14 protein-coding genes are annotated in these 13,979 nt (G+C 66.7%); 10 read left to right on the top strand and 4 right to left on the bottom strand.

Annotated features, from left to right (window positions below; genetic code table 11):
- Positions 1 to 78 precede the first annotated feature (78 nt).
- Positions 79 to 1,200, top strand: a complete 1,122-nt coding sequence (locus tag AC5RW2_RS17480) for a flavin reductase (protein WP_493962814.1) — start codon at positions 79 to 81, stop codon at positions 1,198 to 1,200.
- Positions 1,201 to 1,446: 246 nt separating this feature from the next.
- A complete protein-coding gene (locus AC5RW2_RS17485) occupies positions 1,447 to 1,797 on the top strand; it encodes a hypothetical protein (RefSeq protein ID WP_493962754.1) in 351 nt (116 codons plus the stop codon).
- On the opposite strand, the gene AC5RW2_RS17490 is transcribed toward AC5RW2_RS17485, so the two are convergent.
- The 4 genes from AC5RW2_RS17490 to AC5RW2_RS17505 are packed head-to-tail and all read right to left on the bottom strand — an operon-like array spanning position 1,794 to position 5,221.
- Entirely contained in the window at positions 1,794 to 2,867 is a 1,074-nt protein-coding gene (locus AC5RW2_RS17490) for an NAD(P)H-dependent flavin oxidoreductase (RefSeq protein WP_493962753.1), read from the bottom strand. The genes AC5RW2_RS17485 and AC5RW2_RS17490 overlap by 4 nt on opposite strands.
- Positions 2,864 to 3,619, bottom strand: a complete 756-nt coding sequence (locus AC5RW2_RS17495; protein ID WP_493962752.1) for a CoA-transferase subunit beta — start codon at positions 3,617 to 3,619, stop codon at positions 2,864 to 2,866. The genes AC5RW2_RS17490 and AC5RW2_RS17495 overlap by 4 nt, the downstream gene beginning before the upstream one ends.
- Positions 3,612 to 4,466 (bottom strand): CoA transferase subunit A, encoded by an 855-nt coding sequence (locus tag AC5RW2_RS17500; protein ID WP_493962751.1) that lies wholly within the window; start codon positions 4,464 to 4,466, stop codon positions 3,612 to 3,614. The genes AC5RW2_RS17495 and AC5RW2_RS17500 overlap by 8 nt, the downstream gene beginning before the upstream one ends.
- On the bottom strand, positions 4,463 to 5,221 hold the full coding sequence (locus AC5RW2_RS17505) for an enoyl-CoA hydratase family protein (RefSeq protein ID WP_493962750.1): 759 nt from the start codon (positions 5,219 to 5,221) through the stop codon (positions 4,463 to 4,465). The genes AC5RW2_RS17500 and AC5RW2_RS17505 overlap by 4 nt, the downstream gene beginning before the upstream one ends.
- A gap of 117 nt (positions 5,222 to 5,338) precedes the next feature.
- On the opposite strand from AC5RW2_RS17505, the gene AC5RW2_RS17510 reads away from it, so the two are divergent.
- The 8 genes from AC5RW2_RS17510 to AC5RW2_RS17545 all read left to right on the top strand — a co-directional run bounded on the left by AC5RW2_RS17510 (position 5,339) and on the right by AC5RW2_RS17545 (position 13,811).
- A complete protein-coding gene (locus AC5RW2_RS17510; protein WP_493962749.1) occupies positions 5,339 to 6,244 on the top strand; it encodes an SDR family oxidoreductase in 906 nt (301 codons plus the stop codon).
- Entirely contained in the window at positions 6,241 to 7,032 is a 792-nt protein-coding gene (locus AC5RW2_RS17515) for a MaoC/PaaZ C-terminal domain-containing protein (protein ID WP_493962748.1), read from the top strand. The genes AC5RW2_RS17510 and AC5RW2_RS17515 overlap by 4 nt, the downstream gene beginning before the upstream one ends.
- Positions 7,033 to 7,068: 36 nt before the next feature.
- On the top strand, positions 7,069 to 7,281 hold the full coding sequence (locus tag AC5RW2_RS17520; RefSeq protein WP_493962747.1) for a hypothetical protein: 213 nt from the start codon (positions 7,069 to 7,071) through the stop codon (positions 7,279 to 7,281).
- Between the two features lie 54 nt (positions 7,282 to 7,335).
- Entirely contained in the window at positions 7,336 to 8,127 is a 792-nt protein-coding gene (locus AC5RW2_RS17525; protein ID WP_493962813.1) for an electron transfer flavoprotein subunit beta/FixA family protein, read from the top strand.
- On the top strand, positions 8,124 to 9,110 hold the full coding sequence (locus AC5RW2_RS17530) for an electron transfer flavoprotein subunit alpha/FixB family protein (protein ID WP_493962746.1): 987 nt from the start codon (positions 8,124 to 8,126) through the stop codon (positions 9,108 to 9,110). The genes AC5RW2_RS17525 and AC5RW2_RS17530 overlap by 4 nt, the downstream gene beginning before the upstream one ends.
- 193 nt (positions 9,111 to 9,303) lie before the next feature.
- Positions 9,304 to 10,257, top strand: a complete 954-nt coding sequence (locus tag AC5RW2_RS17535) for a cytochrome b/b6 domain-containing protein (protein ID WP_493962745.1) — start codon at positions 9,304 to 9,306, stop codon at positions 10,255 to 10,257.
- A 195-nt stretch (positions 10,258 to 10,452) separates the two neighbouring features.
- A complete protein-coding gene (locus AC5RW2_RS17540) occupies positions 10,453 to 11,655 on the top strand; it encodes an acetyl-CoA C-acetyltransferase (protein WP_493962744.1) in 1,203 nt (400 codons plus the stop codon).
- Positions 11,652 to 13,811, top strand: a complete 2,160-nt coding sequence (locus AC5RW2_RS17545) for a 3-hydroxyacyl-CoA dehydrogenase NAD-binding domain-containing protein (protein ID WP_493962743.1) — start codon at positions 11,652 to 11,654, stop codon at positions 13,809 to 13,811. The genes AC5RW2_RS17540 and AC5RW2_RS17545 overlap by 4 nt, the downstream gene beginning before the upstream one ends.
- Positions 13,812 to 13,979 lie beyond the last annotated feature (168 nt).

Raw genomic sequence — 13,979 nt, forward strand, 5'->3', positions numbered from 1 at the left:
GCCAGCGGATCCGGGAGGTGCTCGGCCACTATCCGACCGGGGTGACGGTGATCACCGCCATCGGCGACCAAGGGGCAGCTGGCCGGGATGGTGCTGGGGTCGTTCACCTCCGTCTCCCTCGATCCGCCGCTCATCGCCTACCTTTCCCAGAAGTCCTCGAGCAGCTACGCACGGCTGCGCGGGTCGACCTCGTTCGTCGTGAACATCCTCTCCGTCGACCAGGAGAACCTGTGCCGGCAGTTTGCCTCGAAGAACGACGACAAGTTCCGTGGCGTCGACTGGCGACCGGCGCGGGGAGGCGCACCTATCCTCGGGGGATCCTTGGCGTGGCTCGACTGCGAGGTCGTGGAAACCATCGACGCCGGTGACCACGACATCGTCCTGGGCCGGGTCCGCGACATGGGCGTCCACGGGCCCGGTTCGCCGCTGCTGTTCTTCCAAGGTGGCTACGGCGGCTTCGACCCCCACGCACTCGTGGCGCCGTACGCGGCCGACCTGCGCGAGCAGTTGCGGGTGGCCGACCTGTCACGGGGGCCCATGGAGCGCCTCGCCCTGGAGCTACGGCTCGAGTGCAATGCACAGGCGGTCGTCGACGAGGACCTGGTCATCATTGCCGGAGCCGGCCTGTCCGCCCGCTCTTATCTCGCGCACGTAGGTCGCCGCCTGCCGTTCGTGCCGCCGTACGGTGCGCTGTTCCTCGCCGATCGGGACGACCGGACGGCGATCGAGTCGTGGACCAGGCATCCCGCCGACGCGCTGCCGAGCGCCACGCTCGAGGCGTGCAGCCGGCTGCTCGCCCGAGTAAGGAGCCGAGGGTGGTCGATCGGCCTGGTCGCACCGGACCACGACGCGGTGTGGCAGGAGGTCTCCGACCTCACCGCCGCGCCGGGACCGAACGGACTCTCCCGCAGGTCGCGTCCGCTGCTCGACCGGCTCGTCCCCTACTACGAGCCGGAGGACATGGTGGACGACCACGAGTACGACGTGCGGATCCTGGCGGTCCCGGTCCACGCGCCCGACGGACGGGTGATCGAGGTGCTCGCCCTGTGGGGCATGCCGCCCGGCGTCTCCGGGGCCAAGGTCCGCAGCTGGCTGGACCGCCTGCTCGCCACGGCGCACGAGGTCACCGGGCGGGTCGCGAGCGCTCAGGCCGGGGGCCCGACCAGCTCGGCCGGCACCCGGTTGGGGGCGAGCACATAGACGCAGCGGTGGCCCGCCATCAGCTCGTTGGCCACACGATGGGGCCGGAGAGACCTCGCCGTTCTCGTACTGGAACAGCTCGACCATAGCCCTCGAGCGCCGCGGTGAACGAGCGCTGCTCCTCGGTGAGTGCGAACCGCATCGCTCAGCCCCCTCCGCTCGCACCGGGGCAGGCCCAGGATGCGCGGCGGCGATGTTGGCCTAGATCTCGTTGGTGCCCGCGTAGACAGGGCCCCATCAGGTCGGGTGGCCGAAGCGGCCAAGCTCCACCGTGAGGCTCTTCGTGAACGCCGAGACGCCCGCCTTGTACGCGGCAGCGTCATCAATATCACGTCGATCTGCGTTCGGCGCGCCCGAGCACTGCGGCGACGCCGAACGCCGGCATCTTCACTTCAGAAGGAGCGCAGTAAGACCGAAGCCGTCATCGTTTCCGCGGTCCGACCGCCGATCGGGTGGGCGAACAAGGGCTCGCTGAAAGACATGCGGGCCGACGACCTCGCCACGCAGATGATCCAAGCCGCGGTCGACACCGTCGCGGGTACCACGGTGCACCGGTACTGCTCCTCGTCGCTGCAGACGACGCGCCTCGACTGTTAGGCGACGACGGTTCCGGCTGCCGCTGCCAGCCGCACGACGGCTTCATCAATGATGCGATCGACGAGTTCCTCGCACGAGGGCAGCTCGTCGATGACGCCGACGACTTGGCCGGCGGCCAGCATGCCTGCCCTGGTGTCGCCGTCGACGAGCCCGGCCTTTAGCAGCATCGGAGTGTTGGCCGCTAGCATCATCTGGCTCCAGCTCCTGCCGGTGCTGCGCTTCATCGACAGGCCGTCCCTGGCGAGCACCCACCAGGCCTGGCCGGAGAGCTCCTTGAACTGCATTGAGCGGCGGAGCGTCGGCAGCAGCTGGCGCAGTCGCCCACCGGATTCCAGCCCATTGACGAACTCAGTACGCAGTAGTCGATGGGGCATTCCGTCGGCCTTCGTGGTGACCACCGTGCCGTCGAGCCCGAAAGTGAGATAGCGCTGTTTGATCTCCGTGGGCACCGCGCTGTCGCTGGTGAGAAGGAATCTGGTGCCCATACCGATACCGACGGCGCCGTAGGCAAGCGCCGCGGCCAAGCCTCGGCCGTCGAAGAATCCTCCGGCGGCGATGACGGGGATATCCACGGCATCGACAACTGTCGGCAGTAGCAGGGTCGTCGGCGTGGCGCCGGTGTGGCCGCCTCCCTCTCCGCCCTGAATCATGACGGCATCTGCCCCCCAGCCCGCCACCTTCTCGGCGTGGCGAACAGAGCCGATAGAGGGGATGACGACCGAACCGTTTTCCTTGAGCTTCTCGATGAGCTCGCGCTTGGGGGCCAAGGCGAACGAGGCGACCTTCACCCCGTATTGGACCAGCAGATTGGCCCTGTCCATGGCATCGGCGGCGTCGGCGCGCAGGTTGACGCCGAATGGCTTGTCTGTGCGGTTCTTCACCTCGACGATGGCGTGCTCGAGCTGGGAGAGGGTCATCGTCGCCGACGCCAGGATGCCGAGCGCGCCTGCCTCAGCTGTTGCTGTGACCAAGCGGGGCCCGGCGACCCACCCCATGCCCGTCTGCACGATCGGGTGCTCGATCCCTGTGAGCACGGTGAGAGGGGTTCGGATGCGATTCGCGGTGCTCATGCTGGTACCTCGTGTTCTCTGCGATTTAGTGGGTCGAGAACCTCCCGGATGAGCTGAAGTTCACGCTCATCGGGGAGGCGGGTTGTGCTGATAGCGCCCGCCGTGTGTACGAAAAAGCCGGTGGCCTCCATGAGTTCGTCGAGACTGACGCCGGGGTGCAGCGATACCAGCGCCATGCTGAAACCCGGACCGCTGAAGTCGAAGACACCGAGGTTGGTCACGACCTGGTGCAGCCGGTGGAAGCGGGAGGCGCCAGCGCCAGCGGCCCGGGCGCGATCGGTGCCGACGCCGGTCACGAAGTCCACCTTCTCGACGAGGGTGCGGCGGCTGTGCCGTGCGATCCAGTAGCTCGTCGCGTGATTGATGGTATTGGTGGCTGCGGCCCTAGTGCCTAAGAGCTGTCGTTTCGGCCTCCGGTGCTCACCGATGGCGGACAGGTTCTGATTGCCCATGCGGTCGAGTTGGGCCGCACCCATCACGACGTGGCGGCGCCCCGTCGCGATCAGCTCGAACAGCTCCCGATACGGCAGGTAGCCGGCGGTGACGGCGCTCGGCTGGTCGATTGCCGGCACATCGCCGAGGATCGTCGACTCCCCATCGCTGATCATCAGGTCGGGGGCGTGGGTGAGAAGTGCGAGGCGAACGCCGATGGTTGGGACAATACCGGCCGTGCTGGCCAGAATCTCGCGCTGCCCGCGGAACAGATCGCTGCACGCCGTGACTGTAACTTCAGCGCGGGTGACGTCACTCATCGCCCACCGCCCGGTTCGTGCGGTAGCTGGCGTCGTCGGCATCGATATGGCGGCTCCGGAAGTGCTGCCAGGCTTCGGCCGACGACGCCGACAGCACGTACTCGCGCTGGAACGACTCGTCCCGTGCATAGTCGGGCAGGCAGGGAGTGAAGTGCGCCCCGCCCGGCGACTCGACAACGTGGTGGACCATGGTGCGGTTCAGCAGCAGCGTCGAGGGGTGGGCGTCCCGGGTGAGCTCGGCCGTTGGCACGATGGACTCCGCGCTGACGATGGTGCGTTCTGCGGCGCGGGCAAACAGATCGTCGAAGTACGGATCAGGACCCAGGCTTTGCGCGTTGCCGAGTTCATCGGCGCGGTTGAGGTGCACAAGGGCGACGTCGAGGGGGATGGCGGGCATGGCAACGAGCGTCTCAGCGTCATCATAGGGCGAGAGGATCGTGCGGATCTGCGGGTTGCTTGCCAGTACGTCCGAGCCGAGGCCGGAGCGGGTCACCTCGAACGGGAGACGCCGCCCCGCCGCCCGGAGGCCGGAGACGAGCAGGGATTCATCGAGCTCGACGACCTCGACGCGGCCGGCCTGCCTGGCTGCGGCGAAGTGCGGCTCGATCGCGGTGGAGTCGAGAGTGACGAATCCGTAGACTGCGCGCCGGAGCTGGCCGGTCGCACAGAGCACGCCGACATCCGGGCCGCCGAAGCTAACAATGGTGAGGTCGCGCACTCCCGAGCGCACGAGCGCGCGCACCAATGCCATTGGCTTGCGCCGGGACCCCCAGCCGCCGATGCCGATGGTCATCCCATCGGTGAACTGCCCGATGACGCCCTCGGCATCAATGACTTTGCTGGTCACTGGCCGAGCGAGGGTCCGGTGCCGACGAAGTCGTCGCGCAGTTCGTCGGCGACGCCCTCAAGGTTGAGCTCGAAGGTGAAGCCCTGCTCGAAACGGTAGCTCTTCACGACGTCGATGGGATCGATGCCGTTGAGGGCCTCCTTCGCGGCCCGCACCACCCGGGTGTCCTTCGCAGCGATCTCGGCCGCGAGGGCGAATGCCGCGTCGTCGAGCCGATCGGCGGCGACGACCTCGGCTACGCTGCCCAGTTCGGCCAGGCGCTGCGCCGTGATCGATCGGCTTGTGTAGTACATCGTTCGCAGCAAGTGCGCCGGCACGAGGCGGGAAAGGTGGGTCGCGGCGCCGAGTGCGCCGCGGTCGACCTCGGGAACGCCGAAGTAGGCGTTATCGCTGGCGATGATCGTGTCGGCGCTGCCGGCCAGACCGACGCCGCCGCCGAGGCAGAAGCCGTTCACCGCAGCGATCACGGGTACGGCGCACTCGTAGATCGATTTGAAGGCGAGGTAGCAGCCTCGGTTGGCACCGAGGATGGCGCTGAAGCCCGCCGTGGCCTGCATCTCCTTGATATCGACGCCCGCGTTGAAGCCCCGACCCTCCGCGCGCAGAACGACGACGCGCGTGTCCGGATCTGTCCCGGCTTCGTTGAGGGCATCGCTGATCGCATACCAGCCTTGGACGGGAAGCGCATTAACCGGCGGATAGTCCATAGTGACTACCCGCACGCCGTCACGGTGCATGTTCGATGTGATTGACATTTGAGTTCCTAACCTAGCGCTTGCTTGGTATTTGAGCGTTGGCTTGTTACCCTAGCAATTGCTTGGTAAAAAGTACACCGGCCAGGCGCGGCAGCGAACTCAAGGAGTGAAGACGACATGACGGGCATCTGCAAGGGGCGAGTGGCCATAGTGACGGGGGCAGGCCGCGGGCTGGGACGGGAGCACGCTCTTGAGCTTGCACGACAGGGAGCGAAGGTCGTCGTCAACGACCTGGGCACGACCCTGGCCGGCGTAGTCGAGGCCTCGGGCCCCGCGCACGAGGTCGTAGAGCTGATCCGGGCAGCAGGAGGGGAGGCGGTGGCCAACGGCGCCGACGTCGCAGACTTCGAGCAAGCGGCCGGGCTGATCAAGCAGGCGATCGACACCTTCGGACGCCTGGACGTGCTGGTAAACAACGCCGGCTTCGTGCGTGATCGTATGTTAGTAAACACCTCGGAAGAGGAATGGGATGCGGTGATCCGCGTGCACCTTAAGGGGCACTTCTCGCCGCTGCGGCACGCCAGCGAATACTGGCGCAGTGAGGCCAAGGCGGGCAGGATGCCAGATGCCCGAGTGATCAACACCTCATCTGGTGCGGGTCTGCAGGGCAGCGTAGGACAGTCAAGCTACTCGGCCGCGAAGGCGGGGATCGCCGGGCTTACCCTGGTGGCTGCACACGAGCTCGCCCGTTACGGCGTGACGGTGAACGCCATCGCCCCGTCGGCGCGCACGCGCATGACCGAGGGCGCATTCGCTGAAGCCATGGCGATTCCCGAGCGCGGCTTCGATGCGATGAATCCCGCCAATGTCTCACCCATCGTCGCCTGGCTTGCCAGCGACTCCTCGGCTGCCGTGACCGGCCGCGTGATCGAGATCGAAGGTGGCCGTATCTGTATCGAGGAAGGCTGGAAACATGGGCCGGCCCGCGATGCGGGAGAGCGCTGGGATGCCGCGGCCGCCGGTGTGGCGATCGAGCAGTTGCTCGCGGAATCCGCCATCCCTGAGCTGGTATACGGCGCATGAGCGGCAACGGGGCAGATGCCTGGGCGGGACAATCGCTCGGTGAGCGCACCGTCGGATACACCGAGATCGATGCCATTCTTTATGCCCTCGCCATCGGAGCCCCCGCCAGTGAGCTCGACCTTGTCTTCGAAGACCGCCTGCGTGTTCTTCCCTCGTTCGGCCTGACACTGGCTCAGTGGGCCCCCGATAAGCTGTCGCAGCAGGGCGCGTTCGACAATCGGGCAGTTCACGGTACGCAGGAGTTGATTGTCATCAAGCCCCTGCCCCGCAGGGGAGAGATCCTGCTCAACGCGCGCGTCGGCGAGGTGTGGGACAAGGGTAACGCCGCTGTTTTTAACGTCATCGTCGAGTGCGACTACTTCCAGGCGACGTGGGGTATCTTCGCCCCCGGATTCGGCGGCTACGGCGGCGAACGCGGCCCAACTCGACCGGCAGCGTCAGGTCAGGAACCCAGCGGCGGCGGCAGCATACAGACCATGCCCAATCAGGCGGCGCTATACCGCCTGCTCGGAGACCGGCACCACATCCACATTGACCCGCAGGCCGCACAGCGCATAGGCCAAGACCGCCCGATTCTGCACGGGCTCGCCTCACTGGCGTCCACAACACTTCCTCTGGCCCGTCTCGCCGGCGCGCACCCAGCCGACCTCGTCAAATTCGCCGGCCGTTTCACCGGCGTCGTCTTCCCCGGGGATGAGCTTGCGGTGCGCACCTGGGAAGGCGGCCGCTTCGAAGCCTCAGTGGGTGAACGCACAGTGATCTCAGAAGGTCTGGCGGTTTTCCGATGACCGTCCAACGCGTGGGAGCCGGGCCGGGCATACGTCATGGGCGACGGGAACCTCAGCTACGCCGCGTACTTCGGGATGCTCGCCGAGGTTGTCGGCCGCACCGGGCCGCTCGAGATGCGCGACAAGGAGCATCCGTTCCAGCCGGACCGCTTCATTGTGCAGGGCCGGGGTAACACCATGACTTTTGAACCAGACTCAGCCGAGGTCGAACGCCTCGGTACAACCGTGGCAGCATCCGCCGCGCTTTGACCGAGATCGTGACGGATTCGACGGAGATGCGTCGACGATCAGAAAGGGTAAATGATGAGAGTCATCGTACTGATGAAAGAAGTGCCGGACACCTGGGGTGATCGCACGCTGGATCTGGAGACCGGTCTTCTGAACCGGTCAGCGAGCGAGCCCGTACTCGACGAGATCACGGAGCGCGCGCTCGAGGTTGCGCTGAGCTACCGTGACTCCCACCCCGACACCGAGGTGGTCCTGCTCGCTGTCGGGCCGGCCGGGACACTCCCGGCCAGCTTGCGCAAGGGCCTGGCTATGGGCGCAGATCGCGCCGTGCACGTCGAAGACCCCGCCCTGCTCGGAGCCGACTTGACCCTGACCGCCGAGACCATCGCCGCGGCGGTCCGCCACATCGGCTTCGACCTCGTCGTCGCCGGCAACATTTCCACCGACGGTGGCGGCGGGGTTCTGCCCTCCATGCTCGCCGAACTGCTGGGCGTCGCGGGGTTGAGCTCGCTGTGCTCCGTCGAGCTCAGCGAGCTCACCGTTGCCGGGCGATGCAACACCGAGTCGGGCAGCTTTGAAGCAAGTGCGGCCCTCCCGGCTGTCATCTCGATCACCGAAGCGCTGCCCGACGCCCGCTTCTCGAACTTCAAAGGCATTATGGCCGCCAAGAAGAAGCCCTTCGAGACCATGAGCCTGGCTGAGCTGGGCATCACTCTTGACGACGCGGCCGCTCGGTCCATCGTCATCGCGGTCGCGCAGCGCCCGGCACGCACCGGAGGTACCCGAATCACCGACGACGGCGACGCCGGACAGCAGATCGCAGACTTCCTTGCCCGGAACCAACTCATCAAAGGACGCTCAGCATGACCGGCTACCCCTCGAACTCAGTTCTCGTGCTCGTCGAAGTCTCGCCGTCGGGTCAACTCAGTTCCAGCGCGGCGGAGGTGATCGGCGCGGCATCGACCGTCGGCAACGCCGTCGCCCTCGCCGTTGCAGCACCTGGCAGCTCTGCCCAGCTCGGAGCTGAACTCGCCGCACTTGGCGCTCCCCATGTGTTGATCGCTGAGTCGGCGCAATTCGCCAGAGCCCTAGTGTCGCCGCTGGTGGACGCGCTCGCAGCGGCCGCTGTGGCGGTGAGCCCTGAGGCGGTTCTGGTGTCGAACTCCGTGCAGGGCCGGGATGCTGCAGCACGGTTTGCCGCACGGTCCGGCTCGGCGCTGGCAGTCGACGCCGTCGCGATCTCCCGCGACGAGGAGGGTATGATCGCGCACCACTCGGTCTACGGCGGCGCCTATTCCGTCGACTCCGCGGCGACCACAGGGGCGCTCGTGATCACGCTGCGCCAGGGCTCGTCCAGCGTGCGTGCAGCGGCACAGAATGCCGCGGTTCAGGTGCTGGAGGTTGCGGCGTCCGGGGTTCCCGACGCCGTCATTACCTCCTACCAGGAGACCGCCGTCGGGTCCTCACGCCCCGAGCTCCGCGGGGCCGATATCGTGGTATCAGGCGGCCGAGGTGTCGGCTCTGGCGAGAATTTCGCGCTCGTCGAGGATCTGGCCGATGCCCTCGGGGGAGCCATCGGCGCCTCGCGGGCGGCCGTCGATGCCGGCTATGTGCCGCAGTCGTTCCAGGTCGGCCAGACCGGTGTGACAGTGGCCCCGCAGCTCTACGTCGCGCTCGGCATCTCCGGGGCAATTCAGCATCGCGCCGGAATGCAGACGGCCAAGACGATCATCGCGGTCAACAAGGACCCCGATGCGCCCATCTTTGAGATTGCCGACTTCGGCGTCGTTGGCGACATTTTTACCGTGGTGCCGCAGTTGGTTGCCGCGATCGAAGCGAAGCGAGGTTAGTTCGATGGTGAGGGAGGGGCTTCCCCGCGTTCCCAGAGCCGCCGGCTCCGGTTCGGGTGCGGTGGCGAAGACCGCAGAGCAGATTACGCCGTCCCCGGCCCCGACTACGGGGGCGAATACCGGGGCTCCGTCGACTCCAGCACCGGCCGGTAGGAGGCAGGGACTGCCCCGCCCGGATGGCGCGGCAGCCGCCGTGCCTGCCCCGCCCATCGTCGCCAGCAACGTGCCGACGACGCCCAGTGCACCTGCATCCGAGGCGTCACGCCGCGGCAGGCTCGTACGCGCAGGCGTTCTGGCCGCCGCGCTGCTCATGGCGCTTGCGGTCTTTGTGCTCGTCGCCCGATGGCTCGTCACGCTGGAACCTGTGCAGGGCTTCCTGGCCCAGTACCCGGGCGAAAGCGAGCTCCCGCACGGGGCGCCCGTCGGACTGCCGGCATGGCTCGCCTGGCAGCACTTCTTCAACGTCTTCTTGATGGTGCTGGTCATCCGGTCGGGTTGGCAGGTGCGCACAGAGCGCCGTCCACCGGCATTCTGGACGCCGCACCGGGGCACGAACCCCCAAAAGGTCAGCATCACCCTGTGGTTTCATCAGTCGCTCGACATTCTGTGGTTGGTCAACGGCGCGATCTTCGTAGTGCTGTTAGTTGTTACCGGGCACTGGATGCGGGTCGTGCCGACAAGATGGGATGTCTTCCCGAACGCGCTCTCCGCAGCAGTGCAGTACGTCTCGCTGGATTGGCCGACCGAAAACGGCTGGGTCAACTACAACAGCCTGCAGGTGCTGGCCTACTTCGTCACGATCTTCATCGCGGCGCCATTGGCGGCGGCAACCGGGTTCCGCATGTCGGCGATGTGGCCGGCGAAGGCGAAGCGGCTCAGTAGTGCTTATCCGATCGAGTTGGCCAGAGCCATTCACTTGCCCGTTATGCTCTACTTCGTCGGGTTCATCATCGTGCATGTCGCGCTCGTTCTATCGACCGGCGCGCTGCGCAATCTAAACCACATGTACGGCGCCCAGGATGCGGTGAACTGGCTCGGGTTCTGGATCTTCTTCGCCTCGTTGCTCGTGATCGTCGGAGGATGGCTCGCCGCCCGCCCGCTCGTGTTGGCCCCCATCGCCTCGCTGTTCGGCAAGGTCGGACGATAGAGCTACTGCATGCGCAGGCATTGCACGGACCTTAAGGCGAGTCACACATACGTGAGCACCGAAAGGATGCAAGGCCTCGTCGTGGGCCGCTCCATGACCGCATCTTCGCCTTCAACTGAACGAGTGCAGCCGGCGGCGGTGGCAGCCGCCGCTCCTCTCCTGCTTGTCTCCTGAGTTCCCCGAAAGGCATTCCCCATGAATCCAGAGAGTAGAACACCCGTCATCCTCGGCGGGGCACGCACTCCGTTCGGCCGCTTCCGTGGCGGCCTGGCCCCGATGTCCGCCAGCGACCTCGGCGCCCACGCCATCCGTGCCGCGCTGGAACGCACCGGCGTGACCCCGGAAAAGATCGATGCCGTGATTGTCGGTCAGGTCATCCAGGCCGGCGCGGGCCAGGGCCCGGCCCGCCAGGCCAGCCTCGGCGCCGGCATCGGCTGGGACGTACCCACCGTGACTGTGAACAAACTCTGCCTCTCGGGCCTGACCGCCGTGATCGATTCCGCCCGGATGATCCGCACGGGCGAGGCCGACTTCGTGGTGGCTGCCGGCCAGGAATCCATGACCAACGCCCCGCATCTGGTCAGGGGGCTGCGCACCGGCGTCGCCCTCGGGGACACCCCCATGCTCGACGCGCTGAACCATGACGGCCTGCAGGATCCGTTCAGCAGGGACCTAATGGGCACCGCCACGGACGCCGGCAACACCGTGCGCGGCATCAGCCGCCAGGAGCAGGACGAGGTCGCCGCCCGCTCCCATCAGCGCGCCGAAGCGGCCAAGGCCGCTGGCATCTTTGATGCCGAGATCGCACCCGTCAAGGTCCCGCAGCGCAGGGGCCCCGCGCTGACCCTGGATGTCGACGAGGGCATCCGCCCGGGAACGACGGCGGAGGCCCTGGCTGTTCTCAAACCCGCCTTTTCGTCGGACAAGAACGCGACCGTCACCGCCGGCTCGTCCTCACCACTGTCCGACGGGGCCGCCGCCGTCGTCATTGCCAGCCGGGCCGCGGCCGAAGCAGCCGGACTGGCATGGATCGCCGAGGTCGGGGCCCATGGCCAGACCGCCGGTCCCGACGGCTCACTGCACTCCCAGCCCTCCCGGGCCATTGAGGCGGCCCTCAAGCGCGAAGGCCTGACCGTCGATGACCTGGACCTGATCGAGATCAACGAGGCCTTCGCCTCCGTGCTCATCCAGTCGGCCCGGGACCTGGGCCTCGAGACGGACCGGATCAACGCGGACGGCGGTGCTATCGCCCTCGGCCACCCGGTCGGTGCCTCGGGCGCCCGGCTCGTGCTGCACCAGGCCCTGGCCCTGCAGCGCCGCGGCGGCGGGACAGGGGTGGCGGCCCTTTGCGGCGGCGGCGGCCAGGGCGACGCCCTGATTCTGAAGGCCGCCCGATGAGCGCGGCGACCACCACGGGGCGGGCCGGCGCGTTGCCCGGCGGAGGCTCCCGCCATGCACGGCTGCAGGACATCCAGATGCCCGATGCGGGCACCTTCGCGCTGATCACACTGACCGGCGGTCAGGACCACAAACCTGCCGTCTTCAGCCCTGGAGCATTGCAGGAACTCGGCACGATGCTTGAGTACCTCCGGGAGCGAACGGCCGCCGGTGAACTGGCCGGCATTGGCATCACCGGGCAGGACCGCGGCTTCGTGGCCGGCGCCGACCTCACCGCCATGAAAGCCCTAAAGGAGCCGGACGACGCCCGCACGATGGCCCGGCTGGGACATCAGGTCTTCGACACCCTCGCTGCCATGGACGTGCCCACCTTCGCCTTCATCAACGGGGCAGCTATCGGCGGAGGCTTGGAAATCGCCCTGGCCGCCGGCTACCGCACCATCTCCGCCGACACTAATGCAGTCTCGCTGCCCGAGGCGTTCCTCGGCCTGGTCCCGGGCTGGGGCGGGGTGTACCGGCTGCCCCGACTCATCGGCCCGGCCAACGCGGTCAAGGTGATGATTGAGAATCCCCTGAGCAACAACAAGGTCCTTGACTGCGATGCCGCCTTCGACCTCGGAATCGCCGACGCCGTTTTCGAACCGGGTGATTTCCTGGGGCAATCCCTGACCTGGGCGGCCCGAATCATCACCGCAGATACCGCTCTGACGCAAGAACTCCATCAACGGCGGGCCCGAAAGGCCGGATACACCAACGCAGACTGGGATGCGGCCATCGCGGCCGGCCGCGACCTAATTGAATTAAAGACCGCCGGTGCCGCGCCGGCCCCGGCACGGGTGCTGGACTTGCTTGAACGCGCCAGGTCCCTCACCCAAGCCGACTCCGCCGAGCTGGAAATCCAAGCTCTGACCGAGTTAATCCAGACTCCACAGTTCAAAGATTCGGTCTACGCATTCCTCGACCTGCTCCAGCGCCGGTCCAAAAATCCGTCGGACGCCCCGGACCCGAAGCTGGCCCGCGCGGTCACCAAGGTCGGCGTCGTCGGCGCGGGGCTGATGGCCGGCCAGCTGGCGCTGCTCTTCGCCCGGCAGTTGCAGGTGCCCGTGGTGCTAACCGACATAGACCGGACTCGCGTGGACAAAGGCGTGGCCTACGTCCACGCTGAGGTCGACAAGCTGCTGGCCAAAAACCGCATTTCTTCTGATGCAGCCGCCCACATCAAGACCTTGGTCACCGGCTCGGTGTCCAAGGACGCCTTCGCTGACGCGGACTTCGTCATCGAGGCCGTCTTTGAAGAACTCTCCGTCAAGAAACAGGTTTTCGCCGAGGTCGAAGCCGTCGTCTCCGACAAGTGCATCCTCGCCACCAACACCTCATCCCTGTCCGTAACGGAGATGGCCGCGGACCTGCTGCACCCCGAACGCCTCATCGGATTCCACTTTTTCAACCCCGTCGCCGCCATGTCCTTGGTGGAAATCGTCCGCGCCCCCAAGACCAGCGACGAAGCCCTCGCCACCGCCTTCATCCTCGGCAAGGCACTGAAAAAGACCACCGTACTGGTCCGCGATGCCGCCGCCTTCGTGGTCAACCGCGTGCTGCTGCGCCTGATGGCGGAAGCCACCAGGGCTTTCGACGAGGGCACCCCGGCCGAGGTCGCGGATAACGCACTCAGACCCATGGGCCTGCCGATGACCCCGTTCACCCTGCTGGCCATGATCGGCCTCCCGGTCGCCCAACATGTCACCGAATCCCTGCATGCCGCCTTCGGCGACCGTTTCCCGGTCTCGGCCAACCTGCAGAGGCTTATCGACCACGGCGTCACATCACTCTGGGTTACCGACCCCGACGGCCGACGGGACATCCCGCAGTCCACACTGGACCGGCTGGAATTCGGCAACTGCCCGTCCACCGCCGAACAACTGCTCGAACGCGTCCAGGACGCGCTGGCACAGGAGATCGGGCTCCTGCTGGACGAAGGCGTCGTCGCCGCCCCCGAGGATGTGGACCTGTGCATGATCGCCGGCGCCGGCTGGCCGCTGCACCTGGGCGGCATCACCCCCTACCTGGACCGCACCGGCGCCTCCGAAAAAGTCAACGGGCGGTTGTTCCATCCAGCCTCGAACCAAGCGCTACCAAATCACCAGCAAGTTCTTTAACGGATGCGAAGTGAGGCAACCCGCACCCGAACCGTCGTCTCCATTCACATGTTTAAGGGCACGAGGGCAACGAAGCGGTCTTCTGTCGGAAACCGGCACGGATGAGATCGGATTGACCGCTGGTGAACAAGACCGCTCACCGGGAAGCACGCAGGTGGGGCAATCCCG

The sequence above is a fragment of the Arthrobacter sp. B0316-1-20 genome (genome assembly GCF_059091865.1).

What these genes read in the sequence shown, in the direction of transcription:
- AC5RW2_RS17530 (WP_493962746.1), top strand. Translation starts at nt 8,124, where the DNA reads ATGACCGGCTACCCCTCGAACTCAGTTCTCGTGCTCGTCGAAGTCTCG.
- AC5RW2_RS17515 (WP_493962748.1), top strand. Translation starts at nt 6,241, where the DNA reads ATGAGCGGCAACGGGGCAGATGCCTGGGCGGGACAATCGCTCGGTGAG.
- AC5RW2_RS17495 (WP_493962752.1), bottom strand. Translation starts at nt 3,619, where the DNA reads ATGAGTGACGTCACCCGCGCTGAAGTTACAGTCACGGCGTGCAGCGAT.
- AC5RW2_RS17505 (WP_493962750.1), bottom strand. Translation starts at nt 5,221, where the DNA reads ATGTCAATCACATCGAACATGCACCGTGACGGCGTGCGGGTAGTCACT.
- AC5RW2_RS17510 (WP_493962749.1), top strand. Translation starts at nt 5,339, where the DNA reads ATGACGGGCATCTGCAAGGGGCGAGTGGCCATAGTGACGGGGGCAGGC.
- AC5RW2_RS17540 (WP_493962744.1), top strand. Translation starts at nt 10,453, where the DNA reads ATGAATCCAGAGAGTAGAACACCCGTCATCCTCGGCGGGGCACGCACT.
- AC5RW2_RS17525 (WP_493962813.1), top strand. Translation starts at nt 7,336, where the DNA reads ATGAGAGTCATCGTACTGATGAAAGAAGTGCCGGACACCTGGGGTGAT.
- AC5RW2_RS17490 (WP_493962753.1), bottom strand. Translation starts at nt 2,867, where the DNA reads ATGAGCACCGCGAATCGCATCCGAACCCCTCTCACCGTGCTCACAGGG.
- AC5RW2_RS17520 (WP_493962747.1), top strand. Translation starts at nt 7,069, where the DNA reads ATGGGCGACGGGAACCTCAGCTACGCCGCGTACTTCGGGATGCTCGCC.
- AC5RW2_RS17545 (WP_493962743.1), top strand. Translation starts at nt 11,652, where the DNA reads ATGAGCGCGGCGACCACCACGGGGCGGGCCGGCGCGTTGCCCGGCGGA.